This is a genomic window from Rhodoferax sp. GW821-FHT07G04 (assembly GCF_059418585.1).
Genome location: NZ_JBWKQD010000001.1, coordinates 995587 through 1010680 on the forward strand (window position 1 = coordinate 995587; position 15094 = coordinate 1010680).

Consider the following 15094-nt stretch of genomic DNA (forward strand, 5'->3'; position numbering starts at 1 on the left):
GGGGGTCAGCCGTGGGTAGGGAACAGGCCCCTAGGTTTAAAGAACAACACGGCGGCCATCAGCACATAGATCAGGATGGAGGCTACGGCCGGGCCGGCGTTGGACGCGGCCTCTGGCCCGACCAGATAACCCAACGAAGGCGGTATCAACGTGCGGCCCGCAGTGTCCACAATGCCCACCAGCAGCGCGCCCAGCAAGGCACCGCGTATGGAGCCTATGCCGCCAATGACGATGACCACAAAGGCCAGGATCAAAATACTCTCGCCCATGCCCACCTGCACCGCCAACAGCGGCCCGAGCATGCCACCGGCCACGGCACACAGCGCGGCGCCTACGCCGAACACAGCAGTGAACAGGCGTTGCACATTGGTGCCCATAGCCATGGCCATCTCGCGGTTGGCCGCACCGGCGCGCACCTGCATGCCGACGCGGGTGTGGGCTATCAACAGATACAACAAACCCGCCACCAACAGGCCCACGCCAATGATGAACAGGCGATACGCCGGGTAGTAGAAACCACTCATCAACTCCACCGGGCCGGCCAAGGCCGCCGGTGGATTCAGCGACAGCGGTTGCGAACCCCAGATCATGCGCACGCCTTCATTGCACATCAGCAAAATAGCAAACGTGCCCAGCACCTGCGACACGTGGTCGCGCTGGTACAGGCGGCGCAGCACGGTCATCTCCAGCAGCATGCCAAAGATGGCTGTACCCACGATGCCAAAGCCCAGACCCAGCCAGAACGAGCCCGTGGCCTGCGCGATGGACGCGATCAAATAGGCGCCCACCATGTACAGCGAGCCGTGGGCCAGGTTGATCATGTCCATGATGCCGAACACCAGCGTGAGCCCAGCGGCCAGCAGGAACAGCATCAAGCCGAACTGCAGGCCATTGAGCATTTGCTCCAGGATCAGGATGGTGTTCATAGCGCGTCAGCCTGCCTTTTTACTCAGGATGGCATCTTGCAGCTGCCGACGTAGGCGTCGGGCTGGTTCTTGAACACCGTGCCCAGCGTGCGATTGGTGACCTTGCCCTGGGCGTTTTTGGTGACGACGCGCAGGTAGTAGTCCTGGATCGGGAAGTGGTTGGTGTTGAACTTGAAGGCGCCGCGCACGGACTCAAACTTGGCCGCTTCCAGCGCCTTGCGCACGGCGGTCTTGTCATCGAGCTTGCCCTTGCTGTCGCGCACCGCGGCGTCGATCAGCTTGGCTGCGTCATACCCTTGCGCTGCATAGAGTGATGGCAGGCGACCATACTCTTTCTCAAACGCGGCCACAAACGTCTTGTTGGCGGCGTTGTCCAGGTCGTGCGCCCACTGCGAGCTGTTGAACATGCCCAGCATGGGTTCACCCACGGCCTTGATGACGTCTTCATCGGCCGAGAAGCCGGGGCCAAACAGTGTCATGTCCTTGGACAAACCGGCACCCACAAACTGCTTGATGAAGTTGATGCCCATGCCGCCGGGCAGGAAGATATACACCGCGTCGGGCTTGGTGGCACGCAATTGCGAAATCTCGGTGCCGTAGTCGAGCTGGTTGAGCTGGGTATAGGTTTCAGACGCAATGCCGCCCTTGTAGAAGCGTTTGAAGCCGGCCAGTGCATCCTTGCCTGCGGGGTAGTTGGGGGCTATCAGGGCCACATTCTTGAAACCCTTGTCGACCACGGTCTTGCCCACGGCTTCGTGCAGGTTGTCGTTTTGCCAGGACGCGCTGAAGAAATAGGGGTTGCACTGCTCACCCGCGTACTGCGAGGGGCCGGCGTTGGCGCTGATGTAAAAGGTCTTGGACTGGAAGGTGGGTGCACCCACGGCCAGCATGACGTTGGAGAACACGATGCCGGTCAAGAAGTCGACCTTGTCGCGCTTGATCAGGCGGTCCGCCGTCTGGCGGCCCACGTCGGGGCTGGCCTGGTCGTCGGCAATCACCACCTCTGCGGCCCGCCCCCCCAGCTTGCCGCCACCCAGCTTGACCGCCAATTGGAAGCCATCACGAATGTCCACACCCAGGCCAGCACCGGGGCCGGACAGTGTGCTGAGCAGGCCGATCTTGACCGGCTCGGAAGTCTGTGCCGTTGCGGACAGCGCGGTCACTGCGGCAGCAGTGGCGACCAGGGTGCGCAGGAAGAGCGAGGAGCGAGGTGTACTAGGGTTCACGGTGGTTCCTTTGGGTGGATCAGACGAGCGTTGGGTAAAAAGAATCAGGCCAGGTCGCGCAGCTTGAAGCGCTGTAGCTTTCCGGTCTGGGTGCGGGGAAGCATACTGACAAACGTGATGGCGCGCGGGTACTTGTAGGGCGCAATCGTGTTCTTCACAAAGTCCTGCAGCGCCTTGACCATAGCCTCATTGCCTTCATGCCCGGCACGCAGCGTGACAAAGGCTTTGACGATCTGACCGCGTTCGTCGTCGGGGCAACCAATCACCGCGCATTCGGCCACGGCTGGGTGTAACAGCAAAGCGTCTTCGACCTCGGGGCCGGCGATGTTGTAGCCGCTGGAGACAATCATGTCGTCGGTGCGGGCCTGGTAGATAAAGTAGCCGTCGGCATCCATCTTGTAGGCGTCGCCGGTCAGGTTCCAGCCATTGCGCACGTATTTTGTTTGGCGCTCGTCAGCCAGGTAACGGCAACCGGTGGGGCCGCGCACTGCCAGCTTGCCCACGGTGCCCACGGGCACCGGCTTGCCATCATCGTCCACCACCTGCGCCTGGTAACCGGGCACCACCTTGCCGGTGGCGCCGGGGTGGGCATGCTCTTCATCGGCCGAAATAAAGATGTGCAGCAACTCGGTGGCACCAATGCCGTCTATCAATTCGATGCCGGTGGCTTCGCGCCACAACGTGCGGGTCGATACCGGCAAGGCCTCTCCGGCCGACACGCAGTGGCGCAGGCTGCCATTGCGCAATACCTCACCCTGCGGTGCTAAAGCACGGTAGGACGTGGGTGCGGTGAACAACACGGTGGCGCCAAAGGCCTGTATGGCGTCCAGCAACTGGGGTGGCCCGGCCTTCTCCAGCAGCACGGTGGACGCGCCCACCGACATGGGGAACAACACCAAACCACCCAGGCCAAAGGTAAAGGCCAGCGGCGGGCTGCCCATAAACACATCGGCGGCGGTGGCCCGCAGCACATGGCGCGGCCAGCAGGCGCAGATCGCCATCACGTCGCGGTGGAAGTGCATCGTGGCCTTGGGGATGCCGGTGGTGCCCGACGTGAAGGCGATGATGCAGGTGTCATCCGACGCGGTGTTGGCATTGGCAAACACCGGGCTGTGGCGTGCCATGGCCGCGTCCAGACCATCGGTGCTGTCGTCGTTGAAATAGCGAATGGTTTTTAGCGTGGGGCATTGCTGGGCCGCGCTCTGCACTTCGGTGGCCAGATGAAAATCGCACAAGGCGTGGCGAATCTGCGCCTTGTCGATGACGGGTTTGAGCTCCTTGGCGCGCAGCAGCGGCATGGTGGCCACCGCAATGGCCCCAACCTTGACGACGGCAAACCAGCAGGCCACCATCATCGCGTTGTTGGGTGCATGCAAGAGCACGCGGTTGCCGGGAACCACACCCATGTCTTGAACCAGCATATTGGCAATGCGGTTGGCCTTGTCCTGCAGGTCGGCATAGGTCCAGCTCAGGCCACCGGGTGCTCGGATGCAGACGCGGCTGCCGTTGCCCTCGCTGATATGGCGGTCCAACAACTCCGTGGCGCAATTCAACTGCGGCGGAAACTGCAACTCCGGCAGGTCAAACAGGAACTGCGGTTGCTGTTCAACGGGCGGTAGGTTGTCGCGGGCGAAGGTGTCGATGTGGGCACTGGACATGGTGAATCTCTTACTGCGTTCTTGCGGGACAGAAACCTTTTGGGGTCAAGACAACTTTTCCTTGAGCAAGTCTTTGGCGATGATCAATTGCTGCACCTCGGTCGCGCCTTCGTAAATGCGCAGAGAACGGATCTCGCGGTACAGGCGCTCAACGATGTGGCCGCTGACAACACCCATACCGCCCCAGATTTGCACGGCAGCGTCAATGACCTGCTGCGCACCTTCTGTGGCCACCATCTTGGCCATGGCCGCTTCACGTGTCACGTTGCGGCCCTGGTCGCGCTGCCAGGCGGCGCGGTAGGTCAGCAAGGCGCTGCTGTCCACTGTGGTGGCCATCTGCGCCAGCTTGGCCTGGGTCAACTGAAAGTCGGCCAGCGTCTGGTTGAACATCTTGCGGGTGGTGGCACGGGTCAGCGCTTCATCCAGCGCGCGGCGGGCAAAACCCAGCGATGCTGCGGCCACCGATGTGCGGAATACATCCAGCGTGCGCATGGCGACCTTGAAGCCCTCGCCCGCCGCGCCCACGCGCTGGGTCAACGGCACCTTGCACTCCGTGAACCGCAATGTGGCCAGGGGATGGGGTGCGATGACGTCGATGCGTTCGGCAATCGAAAAGCCGGGGGTGTCGGCGTCGACGATAAAGGCGCTGATGCCCCGGGCACCCGGTGCCTCGCCACTGCGGGCAAACACCACGTAAAAATCGGCGATGCCGCCGTTGGATATCCAGGTCTTGCTGCCGTTCAGAACAGCATGGTCGCCTTCGATGCGGGCGCTGCATTGCATGGCGGCCACATCCGACCCCGCATCGGGTTCACTCAATGCAAAGGCAGCAATGGCCTCGCCGCGGGCCACCCTGGTCAGGTAACGCTGTTTTTGCTCGGGTGTGCCGGCCAGGCTGATGGCGCCGGAACCCAGGCCCTGCATCGCAAAGGCGAAATCGGCCAATCCATTGTGGCGGGCGAGCGTCTCGCGGATCAGGCAGATGGAGCGGGTGTCTATGCTGTCGCCAGCGCCACCATAGGCTGTGCCGCCCACGGCGTATTTCAGCCAACCCGCAGCGCCCAACTTGCCCACTAAGGCCTTGCACTCGGCATCTACATCGTGGCCATGCTCCTGCGAAATGTGCTCGGTGGCCCAGGCGTCCAGCGTGCGGGCCAGGTCGCCGTGCTGGGGCGCGAAGAAGGGCCAGTCCAGGTATGCGATGTCGCTCATAGTCTTTCCTTAACTCAGTTACCTTGGAAGACTGGCTTTTGCTTGACGACAAAGGCCGCATACGCGCGGTGGTAGTCCTGCGTCAGCATGCAAATGGCCTGTGCCTGGGCTTCGGCTTCAATCGCCTGGTCTATGGACATGGACCATTCCTGGTGCAGCATGGTCTTGGTCATGCCGTTAGCAAAGGTGGGGCCGGCCACCAGGTCGCGGGCCAGCGCTTCCGCCGCAGCGGCCAACTCTTCGGGCGCACACAGGCGGTTGAAGAAACCACTGCGTTCAGCCTCGGCACCGCCAATCGAGCGGCCGGTATACAGCCATTCGCTGGCACGGCCCTGGCCGATGATGCGTGGCAGCATGGCGCAGGCGCCCATGTCGCAGCCGGCCAGGCCGACGCGGTTAAACAAAAATGCGGTCTTGCTGCGCTCGGTGCCCAGGCGCATGTCGGACGCCATAGAGATGATGGCACCGGCACCGGCGCACACGCCGTCCACCGCCGCGATGATGGGCTGTGGGCAGGCGCGCATGGCCTTGACCAGGTCACCGGTCATGCGGGTGAACATCAACAGCTCGGGCGCCTTCAACTGGATCAGCGGGCCGATGATTTCATGCACATCACCGCCGGAGCAGAAGTTGTTGCCGGCACCGGTGACGACCACGGCATGCACGTCGGTGGCGTATTTCAGCTGGCCAAACAGGTCACGCAACTCCACGTACGAGTCGAAGGTCAGCGGGTTCTTGCGGTCCGGGCGGTTCAGCGTGATGGTGGCCACGCCTGCCTCCAGCTTCCACAAGAAATGCAGCGGCTGGTAGCCCGCCAGGGGCTTGTGGTTGCCGGCTTGCAGCGCGGGGTCCAGGGCGGGGGTATGGGCTTCTGAGGTCATTTGTTGTTCTCCTTGGTGGGGTTGTCTTGTTGGCGCACCAGTTGCACACGCAGGGTGCCTAGCTGGTTGTAGAGCTGTTGCACGGTGTTGGCCGGTAGCCCGGCGAACAGTTCCAGAATCCACTGCTCGTGTTCTTCGGCCATGGCCTCAAAAGTGTCGCGACCCTTGGCGGTCAGGCACACGATCCAGGCGCGGCGGTCTTGCGGGTTGTTGATGCGCGAGACCAGGCCTTCGCGCTCCAGCTCGTCGGTGACACCGGTCACATTGCCGCCGGTCACCATCAAGAAGCGCGACAGCTCGCTCATCTTCAGCCCCTCGGGCTGGCGGTAGAGCTGGGCCATGTAGTCAAAACGCGGCAGCGAGATGTCAAAGCGGGTGCGCAAGCGCTTGCGGATTTCGTCTTCAATCTGCGTGGTGCAGGCCAGCATGCGCAGCCAGAGTTTGAGCGCAGCATGGTCACCGCCGCTAGAGCGAGCCTCGTGGCCCAACTCGTCGGCATCGTTCAGCAGTGTGCGGCTGTGGTCAGTCTTACTCATTACATGACCTCCCCACCGCAGACGGCAATGGATTGCCCGGTGATGGCGCTGGCGGCGGGGCCGCACAACCAGGCCACGGTGTCGGCCACTTCATCGGCCTGCACCAGCCGGCCTTGGGGGTTGCCTGCGGTGAATTCCGCACGGGCTTGCTCCTCGGTGCGGCCGGTCTTGGCCATGACATTGGCAATGCTGCTGCGCACGATGTCGGTCTCGGTATAACCCGGGCAGACTGCGTTGACGGTCAGGCCTTTCTTCGCAAACTCCAAAGCCAGTGCGCGCGTCAGCCCGACCACACCGTGTTTGGCGGCACAGTAGGCGGCCACATAGGCATAGCCGGCCAGACCGGCCGTGCTGGCGATATTGACGACGCGGCCCCACTTTGCGGTCAACATGTCGGGCACGGCGGCCTGTGTGCACAGCATCGTGCCGGTCAGGTTGACGGCCAGCATCTGGTTCCACAGCGTCGCATCGGTCTTCAGGAAAGGCGCACTACTGGCCTGGCCGGCGTTGTTGATAAGTATGGAGATGGGGCCGAAGCGCCCGCGTGCGTCAGCGAATGCAGCCTGCACTTGCTCGGCGTCCGCCACGTCGGCGCAGACGGCGTGCATCTGCTGTGGTTGCTCAGCGGCAAGGGCTTGCACTGTCTCCAGCTTGCGGCCCAGCACGGTGACGTTTGCGCCCTTTGCGACCAGCAGGCGGGTTATGGCTGCGCCTATGCCCTGCCCTCCGCCGGTGACGATGGCATGGCGATTCTGCAAAGTGTTCGCGGTCATCATCTTCAGGCCTCGGCGGCGCGTGCTGGGGACATCGCCGCCGCAGCGGCCTGCGCCTTTTCGCGCTGGAAGTTGGCTTCCATCTGCGCCTTGCCCGATACGTATTGCTTGGGCCACGCCAATGCCGTGTAACCAATCTTGGCGGCCTCGGTCAGCGTCCAGGCCGGGTTGGCCAGATGCGGCCGGGCCACAGCGCACAAGTCGGCACGGCCGGCGGAGATGATGCTGTTGACATGGTCCGCCTCACTGATGGCGCCAACGGCAATCGTGGCTATGCCGGCTTCCTGGCGGATGCGGTCGGCAAACGGTGTCTGGAACATACGGCCATAGACCGGTTTCTCTTTTTTACTGACCTGGCCGGATGAACAATCGATGAGGTCGGCACCCGCAGCCTTGAAGGCCTTGGCGATTTCCACTGCGTCATCTGGCGTGATGCCGCCCTCCACCCAATCATGCGCCGAGATACGCACCGACATGGGCCTGTCAAAGGGCCACACGGACCGCACGGCAGCAAACACTTCCAACGGATAACGCAAGCGGTTTTCCAGACTGCCGCCATAGGCATCGTCGCGCTGGTTGGTCAACGGTGAGATAAAGCTGGACAACAGATAGCCGTGCGCGCAATGCAGCTCCAGCCAGTCCGCACCGATCTCCACCGCCGCACGCGTACTGGCCACAAACTGGGCCGTCACCGCATCCATATCGGCACGGGTCATGGCACGCGAGGTTTGGCTCACGCCTTGCAGGTACTGCTGGGCCGAAGCCGAGATGATGGGCCAGTTGCCGCTGGGCAGCGGCTGGTCTATGCCCTCCCACGCCACACGGGTAGACGCCTTGGCGCCCGCATGGCCAATCTGCATGGCAAACTTGCAGTCGCTATTGGCATGAACCCAATCGACAATGCGCTTCCAAGCGGCAGTGTGCTCAGGCGCATACAGGCCGGGACATCCGGGTGTGATGCGACCTTCTGCGCTGACACAGGTCATCTCGGCAAACACCATGCCCGCACCACCCATGGCGCGGGCACCCAGGTGCACCAGGTGGTAGTCACCGGCCACGCCATCTACTGCGGAATATTGGGCCATGGGGGATACCACGACACGGTTCTTCAAGGTCAAGCCGCGCACGGTATAGGGCGTAAACATGGGTGGCGGTGCTACCTGGCCGGGTGCCAATTGCATGCCGGCGCGCTGGGCAAACCAGGCTTCGAAATCAGCTAACCATTGGGCATCGCGCAGGCGCAGGTTCTCGTGGCTGATGCGCTGGCTGCGGGTCAACATGGAGTACATGAACTGCGGACCATCCAGTTGGTCGCAGTAACGTTCACCGCAGGCCTCGAACCACTCCATCGCATTCCAGGCTGCGTTTTGCAGACGCAGCACATCTACGTGGCGCAACGCCTGGTAGCGCGCCAGCACGGCGGGAATGTGCTCGGCCGTGTCGCCCTGGTCACGGAACTGGCGCGCCAGTTCAATTGCGTCTTCAATCGCCAGCTTGGTGCCCGAACCAATCGCAAAGTGGGCCGTGTGCACCGCATCACCCATCAGCACCACATGGCTGTGGCCATTGAACAGCGACCACTGCTCACACTTGACGCGCTGGAAGTTCAGCCAGGCCGAGCCGCGCAGGTGGCGCGCATTGGTCATCAGCTTGGCACCCTGCAGGTTTTTCGCAAACACCTTTTCGCAGAAGGCGATGGACTGCTCCTGGTCGGCCGTGTCCAAGCCATGGGCCAGCCAGACATGCTCGGGACACTCGACGATGAAGGTCGTGGTTTCCGCGTCAAACTTGTAGATATGCGCCTGGAACCAGCCGTGTTCGGTCTTCTCGAACAGGAAGGTAAACGCGTCGTACAGCTTGTGTGTGCCCAGCCAGATGAAGCGGTTAGGCCGCACCACGATGTCGGGTTTGAAAACATCTTGGTGCAGGGCGCGGATGCGGGAGTTGATGCCGTCGCTGGCGATGATGAGGTCGGCGTCGGGGTATTGCGTATCGGACTCGGCGTCCACCTCGAACACCAGCTTGACGTTCAAGGCTTCACAGCGGCGCTGCAGGATGTTGAGCAGCTTCTTGCGGCCGATGCCGACAAAACCGTGGCCGCCCGAGCGTATGACTTCGCCCTTGATACCCAGCTCGATATCGTCCCAGTGGTTGAAGGCTTGCTCGATCTCGGCTGCACTGGCCGGGTCCCACACGCGCATGTTGTCCATCGTCGCGTCGGAAAACACCACGCCCCAGCCAAAGGTGTCGTAGGGCTTGTTGCGCTCCACCACGGTGATGTCGTGCGACGAGTTAGCCTGCTTCATCAGCAGTGCCAAATACAGCCCAGCGGGGCCGCCACCTATGCACACGATCTTCATTGCAACTCCAGCTAGGGATTTGCAATTAGTTTAGACCTAAACCTTTAGATGTCAAGCAATTGAGGGAAAACCACTACAACCCCATCATCAAGCCGCTTGGCGCACCAGTTCACAACGCTCCAATCCGGGCATCACCATGTCGGGCCGCTTTCTGGAGCGGCCTTCGGCCTGGATCTGGCGAGAGCGGTTGAGTAAAAAGTCCACCATGTGGTTGCGAATGGCGTAGTACTGGCTGTCGCGGTGCATAGTGGTGCGGTCGCGCCACTGTGGCATGGTGTTGACGACGATTTCCGCCACATGCGCATACGGACCGTTGGACATCAGCAGTATCTTGTCGGCTAGCAGTATGGCTTCATCCACATCGTGGGTCACCAAGAACACGGTCTGGTGGGTGGCCTCGCAAATCTTCAGCAACTCGTCTTGTATGCTGGCTCGCGCCAGGGCGTCGAGCGCACCAAAGGGTTCGTCCATGAACAGCATTTTTGGCTCTATGGAAAAGGCCCGCGCAACGCCCACGCGCTGCTTCATGCCGGCAGACAGTTCCGCAGGCATCTTGTGCTCCGCGCCCTCCAAACCCACCATGCTGATAAAGCGCATGGCCTGCGCGTGCAGCGCATCCTTGGAGAAAGTGGGACGACGCGATTGGATGGCAAACACCACGTTTTCCAGCACGCTCAACCAGGGAAGCAAGGCATGGTTCTGGAATACCACGCCGCGGTCCAGGCTTGGCCCTGTCACCACCCTTCCGCCCATGCGCACCACGCCGGTGGTGGGCGCTTCCAAGCCTGCCATCAGGTTTAGCAAGGTGGTCTTGCCACACCCTGCGTGGCCCACGATGCACATGAACTCGCCCTTTTGGATGCCAAACGAAACCTCTTCAAACACGGGAGTCGTTTGCGGCGCATAGGCCTTGGAGACACCCTCAACGCTCAAGAAGTATTCACTCATGATGGGCTCCTCTAATCCACATAGCTGACACGCTTTTGCAAATGCGCAAATGCCATGTCAAGCAACATGCCGACCATACCTACCGTCACGATAGCCAGTGTCACACCGGTAAGCGACAGTTTGTTCCACTCATTCCATACGAAGCAGCCAATGCCGGTACCGCCCACCAGCATCTCAGCCGCCACGATGACCAGCCATGCAATACCCATGGCGTTGCGCATGCCGGTCAAGATGGCCGGCGCGGCGGCGGGCAACAGCAGGGAGAGCGTTTTGCGGGTGGATGAGACCTCCAAGGTCTTGGCCACGTTCAACCATTCCTTGCGCACCGCCGCCACCCCGGCCGCTGTGTAGAGCAGCATGGGCCACAAGGAACACACAAACACGACGAACACACCAGACAGCGCGCTATCACGGATGCTGAACAGCGCCAGCGGCATCCACGCCAGAGGCGACACCGATTTGAGAACCTGTACGAAGGGGTGCAACGCACGCTGAACCAAGGGCGATTGACCCAACACAAAGCCCAGAGGAATAGCCACCAGGGCTGCCAGCACAAAGCCCAGCGCCACGCGCGCCAGCGAATGCCCCAGTTGCAGGCCTATGCCCTTGTCGTTCGGGCCGTAATCGTAAAAGGGATTGGCCAGGTGCTGCAGTGCGGCTTGGCCCATTTGCGCCGGGCTGGGGAAGCCGGTGCGTACGGTTTCACTCGCGGCCTCATTGCCGAGCAGCCGTACATACTCCATCTCTTGCGCAGGGTCCATCCGCGTGGGCCGCGTTGCACCATCCCCACCGGTCACAGCAAACCACACGCCAAACACGGTGGCCGCTATCAGCAGAGTGATGGCGGCGGCTCGCAGTGTCAGGCTGTCCCACATAATTGGCCTCTTGCGTCATTCGTAAAGGGGTTTTCCCGTTCCATCGCGCACGACCTGCCACAACGCCGTGACGGCGCGGGTCGTGCTATCTGCCAAGGGGACGTAGTTGGATTCGGTGGCGGACTTGCCGCCCTCTTTGTAAGCCCAGGCGAAGAACTTGAGAATTTCGCGTGCCTGGTCAGGCTTGTCTTGCACCTTGCGTATCAGTGCAAAGGTTGCACCCGTAATGGGCCATGCACCTTGGCTGCGCTCCTCCGTCAAGATGTCCGAAAAGGCGGAGTTTTCCCAATTGCTGCTGACAGCCGCCGCCAGACTTTGTGGGCTGGGTGCGACAAAAGCGCCGCTCTGATTCTTGAGCTGGGTATAGGTGAGATTGTGGTTGAAGGCATAGCCGTAGTCCACAAAGCCTATGGCTCCCGGCAGGCGCTGTACGAACTTGGCCACACCCTCGTCGCCCTTGCCACCCAGGCCCACGGTCCAGGGCACAGTCACCCCGCGACCCAAGCGGTTCTTCCATTCGGAACTGACCTTGGACAGGTAGTCGGTGAACAATAGCGTGGAGCCTGAACTGTCAGAACGCCTGACCACGGCGATGGCCAAATTGGGCATGGAGACGCCGGGATTCAATTGGGCGATGGCACTGTCATCCCATTCGACAATTTTGCCCAGATAGATGTCGGCCAGCACCTGACCGCTCAGCTTCACGTCGCCAGGCTTGGTGTTGGGCAAATTGACGATGGGAACCACCCCCCCCAGCAAGGTGGGAAACTGCAGCAGTCCATTCTTCTCCAACTGAGCCCCTGACAAGGGACTGTCGGAGGTACCAAAGTCGACCGACTTGCCAGTGATTTGTGCCACCCCACTTCCAGAACCGATGGACTGGTACACCACCTTGTTGCCGGTAGACTGCTTGTAAGCCCGCGCCCATTTGGCGTACACCGGCGCAGGCAAAGAAGCGCCGGCCCCAAGGACCTCCGCGGCGCGTACGCCGGGCAAGCCCACCAACAAGGCCAGCGCCAAGCACAGGCCGGGCCGAAGAGTGTTCCTACGCATAAATTCCTCCCTATGCTGCCACAGCTACTGCACGCTACCCATGGCCGATCGGCTGGACGCGTGTCTACCACGCTCCCAGGCATTGGCCTTGTCTACGTAGTCCTCGAATACTCTGCCGCGCTCCAGCAGCAGCGCTTTGACTTTGGGGTCAAGCGACTCTTCGAGCCCGAATTCATCCACCGGCATACGGTCGGTCTGCACTTGCTTCAACAAGCGCTTGATTTCAGCCGCCGCATGGGCCGGCGACTGCAACAACACCAGCTTGCTGGCCCGTTGGGGGTTGCTAGGTACATGGCATTCCAGGCACTGGCTCTCGCGCATGGAAAGGGCCAACGCGCGGTAGGAGCTCTCCAGGCCTTGCTTGTAAGGATTGGCATCGTCAAACAGTCCGTCAAACAGCGTAACCGCAGGCTGGGTTTTACCCCCTGCATCGGTCCACAACCACTTGCCATCAAAAGCCGGTGGCGTTTGGTGCAGCACAGGCAACGCCGGTGCGCCCTCGCCCAGCTGCGTGAACTGCACGGCACGCGCTTTGCCATTCTTGGGGTCTATCCAGAACAACATGGCCTTGGCGTTCTCATAGGTGCTCCATTTGTTGGCATCGTGCCAGAAGGGATAAGGGAACTGGCCCGGCTGCAGACGGTTGCGGAAACCCACGCCCAGCTTGGCCAGGTACAGGGCATTGCGCTCGGAGTAGCTAACCGTGTAGCTGCCATCAAACATGAACAGCGGCATATACATACCGGTCAGCACTTCCGGGGCAAGCTGGGTCAGCACCGCGTCCTTGAGCAAGGTATTGGGGTCGCGTTGGCGGCCCCATAGCGTGTAAGGGCTCAGGCTGTTCTGCAGTTGCGCACTGGAGAACATGCCTTTGCGGCAGCTATCAAAGGCTGTCTGGCTGGACGCATCCGCGGTGGGGCAGAGCGTGGCCAGATGGGCCGCAATGGCGCCCACATCCCGCTGAACAGCCGCAGCATCCAAGGTGGTGGACTCGGCGGCTGATGCAGGCATGCCCGCCAAGGAAACCAGCACGCAGCCAGACACTGTCAACAAAACCTTTCTGCAATTCGTGTGTAGGGTTTTCATGGAAGATCCTTTGGCGCAAGGCGGCTAAGAGCCGTTTCGGTACTGGTCATACACCTGGTCAAAAATGCCACCATCCTGGAAGTGCACGCGATCTATGGTTTGCCAGTCTTTGTACAAGTCACCCACTTTGAAGAGCTTGAGCGGTGTGAACTGTTTCTCGAATTGGGTCGCAACCGCAGGGTCGGTGGGCCGGTAGAAATGGCTGGCGGCAATGGCCTGACCTTCGGCGCTGTAGAGGTATTGCAAATAGGCCTCAGCCACTTTGCGAGAGCCCCGCTGATCCACCACCTTGTCAATGACGGCGACAGGTGGCTCGGCCACCACGGAAACCGATGGCACCACGATCTGGAATAGATCGGGGTACTGCGCCACAATCTGAAAGGCTTCGTTCTCCCAGGACACCATGACGTCCCCTTGCTTGAGGTTGACGAAGGTGTTGGAGGCGCCCCGCGCGGTGTACTCCAGGACCTTGTTGTTGTTATACAAACGCTTCAAGAAGTCCCGGGCGCTGGCCTCATTGCCACCGGGCCGCTTCAGCGCATAACCCCAGGCTGCCAGATGGCTCCAGCGCGCACCGCCTGAGGATTTGGGATTGGACATCACGACGCGCACACCCCAACGCACCAGGTCGGGCCAGTCCTTGACGGCTTTGGGATTACCTTTGTGGACCAGGAACACGATGGTGGAATAGTAGGGTGTGGACCCCTGTGGCAGGCGCTGCTTCCAGCTCTCGGGAACAAGATGGTTGCTGGCGATCTCATCCACATCCAAAGGTACCGACAGTGTGACCACGTCAGCCGCCATACCGTTGTTGACGAGGCCAGCCTGCGTGCTGGAGTTGGCATGCGATTGGGTGATGGAAACAGACTCACCGGTCTTGGTCTTCCAGTAGCGGGCAAAGGCCGGGTTGTAGGCGGCAAACATTTCCTTGGTCGCCGTGTAGGATGCATTGGTCAACGTGACGTCCGCCCCAGCGGGTGCAGCACCGCACACCAGCAAGGTTGCCAGCGCTGCCCTGCGCAGCCAACCGGAACGGCATATGACAGTAGTGCTTTGGAATGTGGGCATGGCGATGGCTCCCGATGTCATAGACAGATGCTTTTCAATACGCTTCATTGCAGGCTCACCACCAGTGAGGCCGGGTGCTTACGCCAGCGAAACGGAATGACATAGGCCTTGTTGTTGCGCTGCATGTGTATAGCCTGGGCAGCCCCCCGCACGATCACCGGCACAGAGATCATGAAGTCCGATCCAAAGTGCAGGCGCGCGTTGCCTGCAATGGTGTTGGCTATTTCTCCGGCCAGATCGCAGAGGTTCTGATCGGACACATCCGTCTCACCTACATGCAATAGGAGGGCCCGCAACAGATCCGGCCCAGCCGTGATGTAGACACAGCCCTGGCGCACACCTGAGATGCCGATGACACCGGTGAAGTCCAACATGGGCAGATCGGTGATATCGCCCAGATAGGGACTGCCGGTATCGGGCGCCTTGCTGGTCTCGCTCTCAAAATAGTTCTGAACGATGCCTACAAAAATGCGGAGTTGGTCTTCGTCCATG

General features: G+C 61.1%; 14 protein-coding genes. All 14 read right to left on the reverse strand.

Translation table 11 applies throughout. The features are described from left to right. Window positions 1-5: 5 nt before the first annotated feature. Window positions 6-926: a branched-chain amino acid ABC transporter permease gene (locus tag AC07OO_RS04630; protein ID WP_394784661.1), complete on the reverse strand. Its 921-nt coding sequence runs from the start codon at window positions 924-926 to the stop codon at window positions 6-8. A 23-nt stretch (window positions 927-949) separates the two neighbouring features. After that, window positions 950-2152, reverse strand: a complete 1203-nt coding sequence (locus tag AC07OO_RS04635) for an ABC transporter substrate-binding protein (protein WP_495080873.1) — start codon at window positions 2150-2152, stop codon at window positions 950-952. Between the two features lie 44 nt (window positions 2153-2196). Next, window positions 2197-3810 carry an AMP-binding protein gene (locus tag AC07OO_RS04640; protein ID WP_495080874.1) on the reverse strand — a complete coding sequence of 538 codons (1614 nt, stop codon included), beginning with the start codon at window positions 3808-3810 and terminating at the stop codon, window positions 2197-2199. Between the two features lie 45 nt (window positions 3811-3855). After that, window positions 3856-5022 carry an acyl-CoA dehydrogenase family protein gene (locus AC07OO_RS04645; protein WP_495080875.1) on the reverse strand — a complete coding sequence of 389 codons (1167 nt, stop codon included), beginning with the start codon at window positions 5020-5022 and terminating at the stop codon, window positions 3856-3858. A 14-nt stretch (window positions 5023-5036) separates the two neighbouring features. Beyond that, window positions 5037-5903: an enoyl-CoA hydratase family protein gene (locus AC07OO_RS04650; protein ID WP_495080876.1), complete on the reverse strand. Its 867-nt coding sequence runs from the start codon at window positions 5901-5903 to the stop codon at window positions 5037-5039. Further along, the gene (locus AC07OO_RS04655) at window positions 5900-6439 is read right to left on the reverse strand and encodes a MarR family winged helix-turn-helix transcriptional regulator (protein WP_495080877.1); all 540 of its coding nucleotides are present in this window, start codon (window positions 6437-6439) and stop codon (window positions 5900-5902) included. Before AC07OO_RS04655 ends, AC07OO_RS04650 begins: the two co-directional genes overlap by 4 nt. Next, a complete protein-coding gene (locus tag AC07OO_RS04660; RefSeq protein WP_495080878.1) occupies window positions 6439-7212 on the reverse strand; it encodes an SDR family NAD(P)-dependent oxidoreductase in 774 nt (257 codons plus the stop codon). The genes AC07OO_RS04655 and AC07OO_RS04660 overlap by 1 nt, the downstream gene beginning before the upstream one ends. A 5-nt stretch (window positions 7213-7217) precedes the next feature. Continuing rightward, window positions 7218-9572 (reverse strand): bifunctional salicylyl-CoA 5-hydroxylase/oxidoreductase, encoded by a 2355-nt coding sequence (locus tag AC07OO_RS04665; RefSeq protein WP_495080879.1) that lies wholly within the window; start codon window positions 9570-9572, stop codon window positions 7218-7220. A gap of 87 nt (window positions 9573-9659) precedes the next feature. After that, window positions 9660-10520 (reverse strand): ABC transporter ATP-binding protein, encoded by an 861-nt coding sequence (locus tag AC07OO_RS04670; RefSeq protein ID WP_495080880.1) that lies wholly within the window; start codon window positions 10518-10520, stop codon window positions 9660-9662. An 11-nt stretch (window positions 10521-10531) separates the two neighbouring features. Beyond that, complete coding sequence (locus AC07OO_RS04675) at window positions 10532-11395, reverse strand: ABC transporter permease subunit (RefSeq protein WP_495080881.1); 864 nt, start codon at window positions 11393-11395, stop codon at window positions 10532-10534. Between the two features lie 15 nt (window positions 11396-11410). Continuing rightward, a complete protein-coding gene (gene pstS / locus AC07OO_RS04680; protein WP_495080882.1) occupies window positions 11411-12448 on the reverse strand; it encodes a phosphate ABC transporter substrate-binding protein PstS in 1038 nt (345 codons plus the stop codon). 24 nt (window positions 12449-12472) lie between these two features. After that, entirely contained in the window at window positions 12473-13501 is a 1029-nt protein-coding gene (locus AC07OO_RS04685) for a hypothetical protein (protein ID WP_495080883.1), read from the reverse strand. 57 nt (window positions 13502-13558) lie between these two features. After that, window positions 13559-14650 carry a sulfate ABC transporter substrate-binding protein gene (locus tag AC07OO_RS04690; RefSeq protein ID WP_495080884.1) on the reverse strand — a complete coding sequence of 364 codons (1092 nt, stop codon included), beginning with the start codon at window positions 14648-14650 and terminating at the stop codon, window positions 13559-13561. Further along, window positions 14647-15093: a chemotaxis protein CheX gene (locus AC07OO_RS04695; protein WP_495080885.1), complete on the reverse strand. Its 447-nt coding sequence runs from the start codon at window positions 15091-15093 to the stop codon at window positions 14647-14649. Before AC07OO_RS04695 ends, AC07OO_RS04690 begins: the two co-directional genes overlap by 4 nt. Between the last annotated feature and the right edge of the window lies 1 nt (window position 15094).

What these genes read in the sequence shown, in the direction of transcription:
- AC07OO_RS04645 (WP_495080875.1), bottom strand. Translation starts at nt 5,022, where the DNA reads ATGAGCGACATCGCATACCTGGACTGGCCCTTCTTCGCGCCCCAGCAC.
- AC07OO_RS04670 (WP_495080880.1), bottom strand. Translation starts at nt 10,520, where the DNA reads ATGAGTGAATACTTCTTGAGCGTTGAGGGTGTCTCCAAGGCCTATGCG.
- AC07OO_RS04695 (WP_495080885.1), bottom strand. Translation starts at nt 15,093, where the DNA reads ATGGACGAAGACCAACTCCGCATTTTTGTAGGCATCGTTCAGAACTAT.
- AC07OO_RS04660 (WP_495080878.1), bottom strand. Translation starts at nt 7,212, where the DNA reads ATGACCGCGAACACTTTGCAGAATCGCCATGCCATCGTCACCGGCGGA.
- AC07OO_RS04690 (WP_495080884.1), bottom strand. Translation starts at nt 14,650, where the DNA reads ATGAAGCGTATTGAAAAGCATCTGTCTATGACATCGGGAGCCATCGCC.
- AC07OO_RS04655 (WP_495080877.1), bottom strand. Translation starts at nt 6,439, where the DNA reads ATGAGTAAGACTGACCACAGCCGCACACTGCTGAACGATGCCGACGAG.
- pstS (WP_495080882.1), bottom strand. Translation starts at nt 12,448, where the DNA reads ATGCGTAGGAACACTCTTCGGCCCGGCCTGTGCTTGGCGCTGGCCTTG.
- AC07OO_RS04630 (WP_394784661.1), bottom strand. Translation starts at nt 926, where the DNA reads ATGAACACCATCCTGATCCTGGAGCAAATGCTCAATGGCCTGCAGTTC.
- AC07OO_RS04640 (WP_495080874.1), bottom strand. Translation starts at nt 3,810, where the DNA reads ATGTCCAGTGCCCACATCGACACCTTCGCCCGCGACAACCTACCGCCC.
- AC07OO_RS04650 (WP_495080876.1), bottom strand. Translation starts at nt 5,903, where the DNA reads ATGACCTCAGAAGCCCATACCCCCGCCCTGGACCCCGCGCTGCAAGCC.
- AC07OO_RS04675 (WP_495080881.1), bottom strand. Translation starts at nt 11,395, where the DNA reads ATGTGGGACAGCCTGACACTGCGAGCCGCCGCCATCACTCTGCTGATA.
- AC07OO_RS04665 (WP_495080879.1), bottom strand. Translation starts at nt 9,572, where the DNA reads ATGAAGATCGTGTGCATAGGTGGCGGCCCCGCTGGGCTGTATTTGGCA.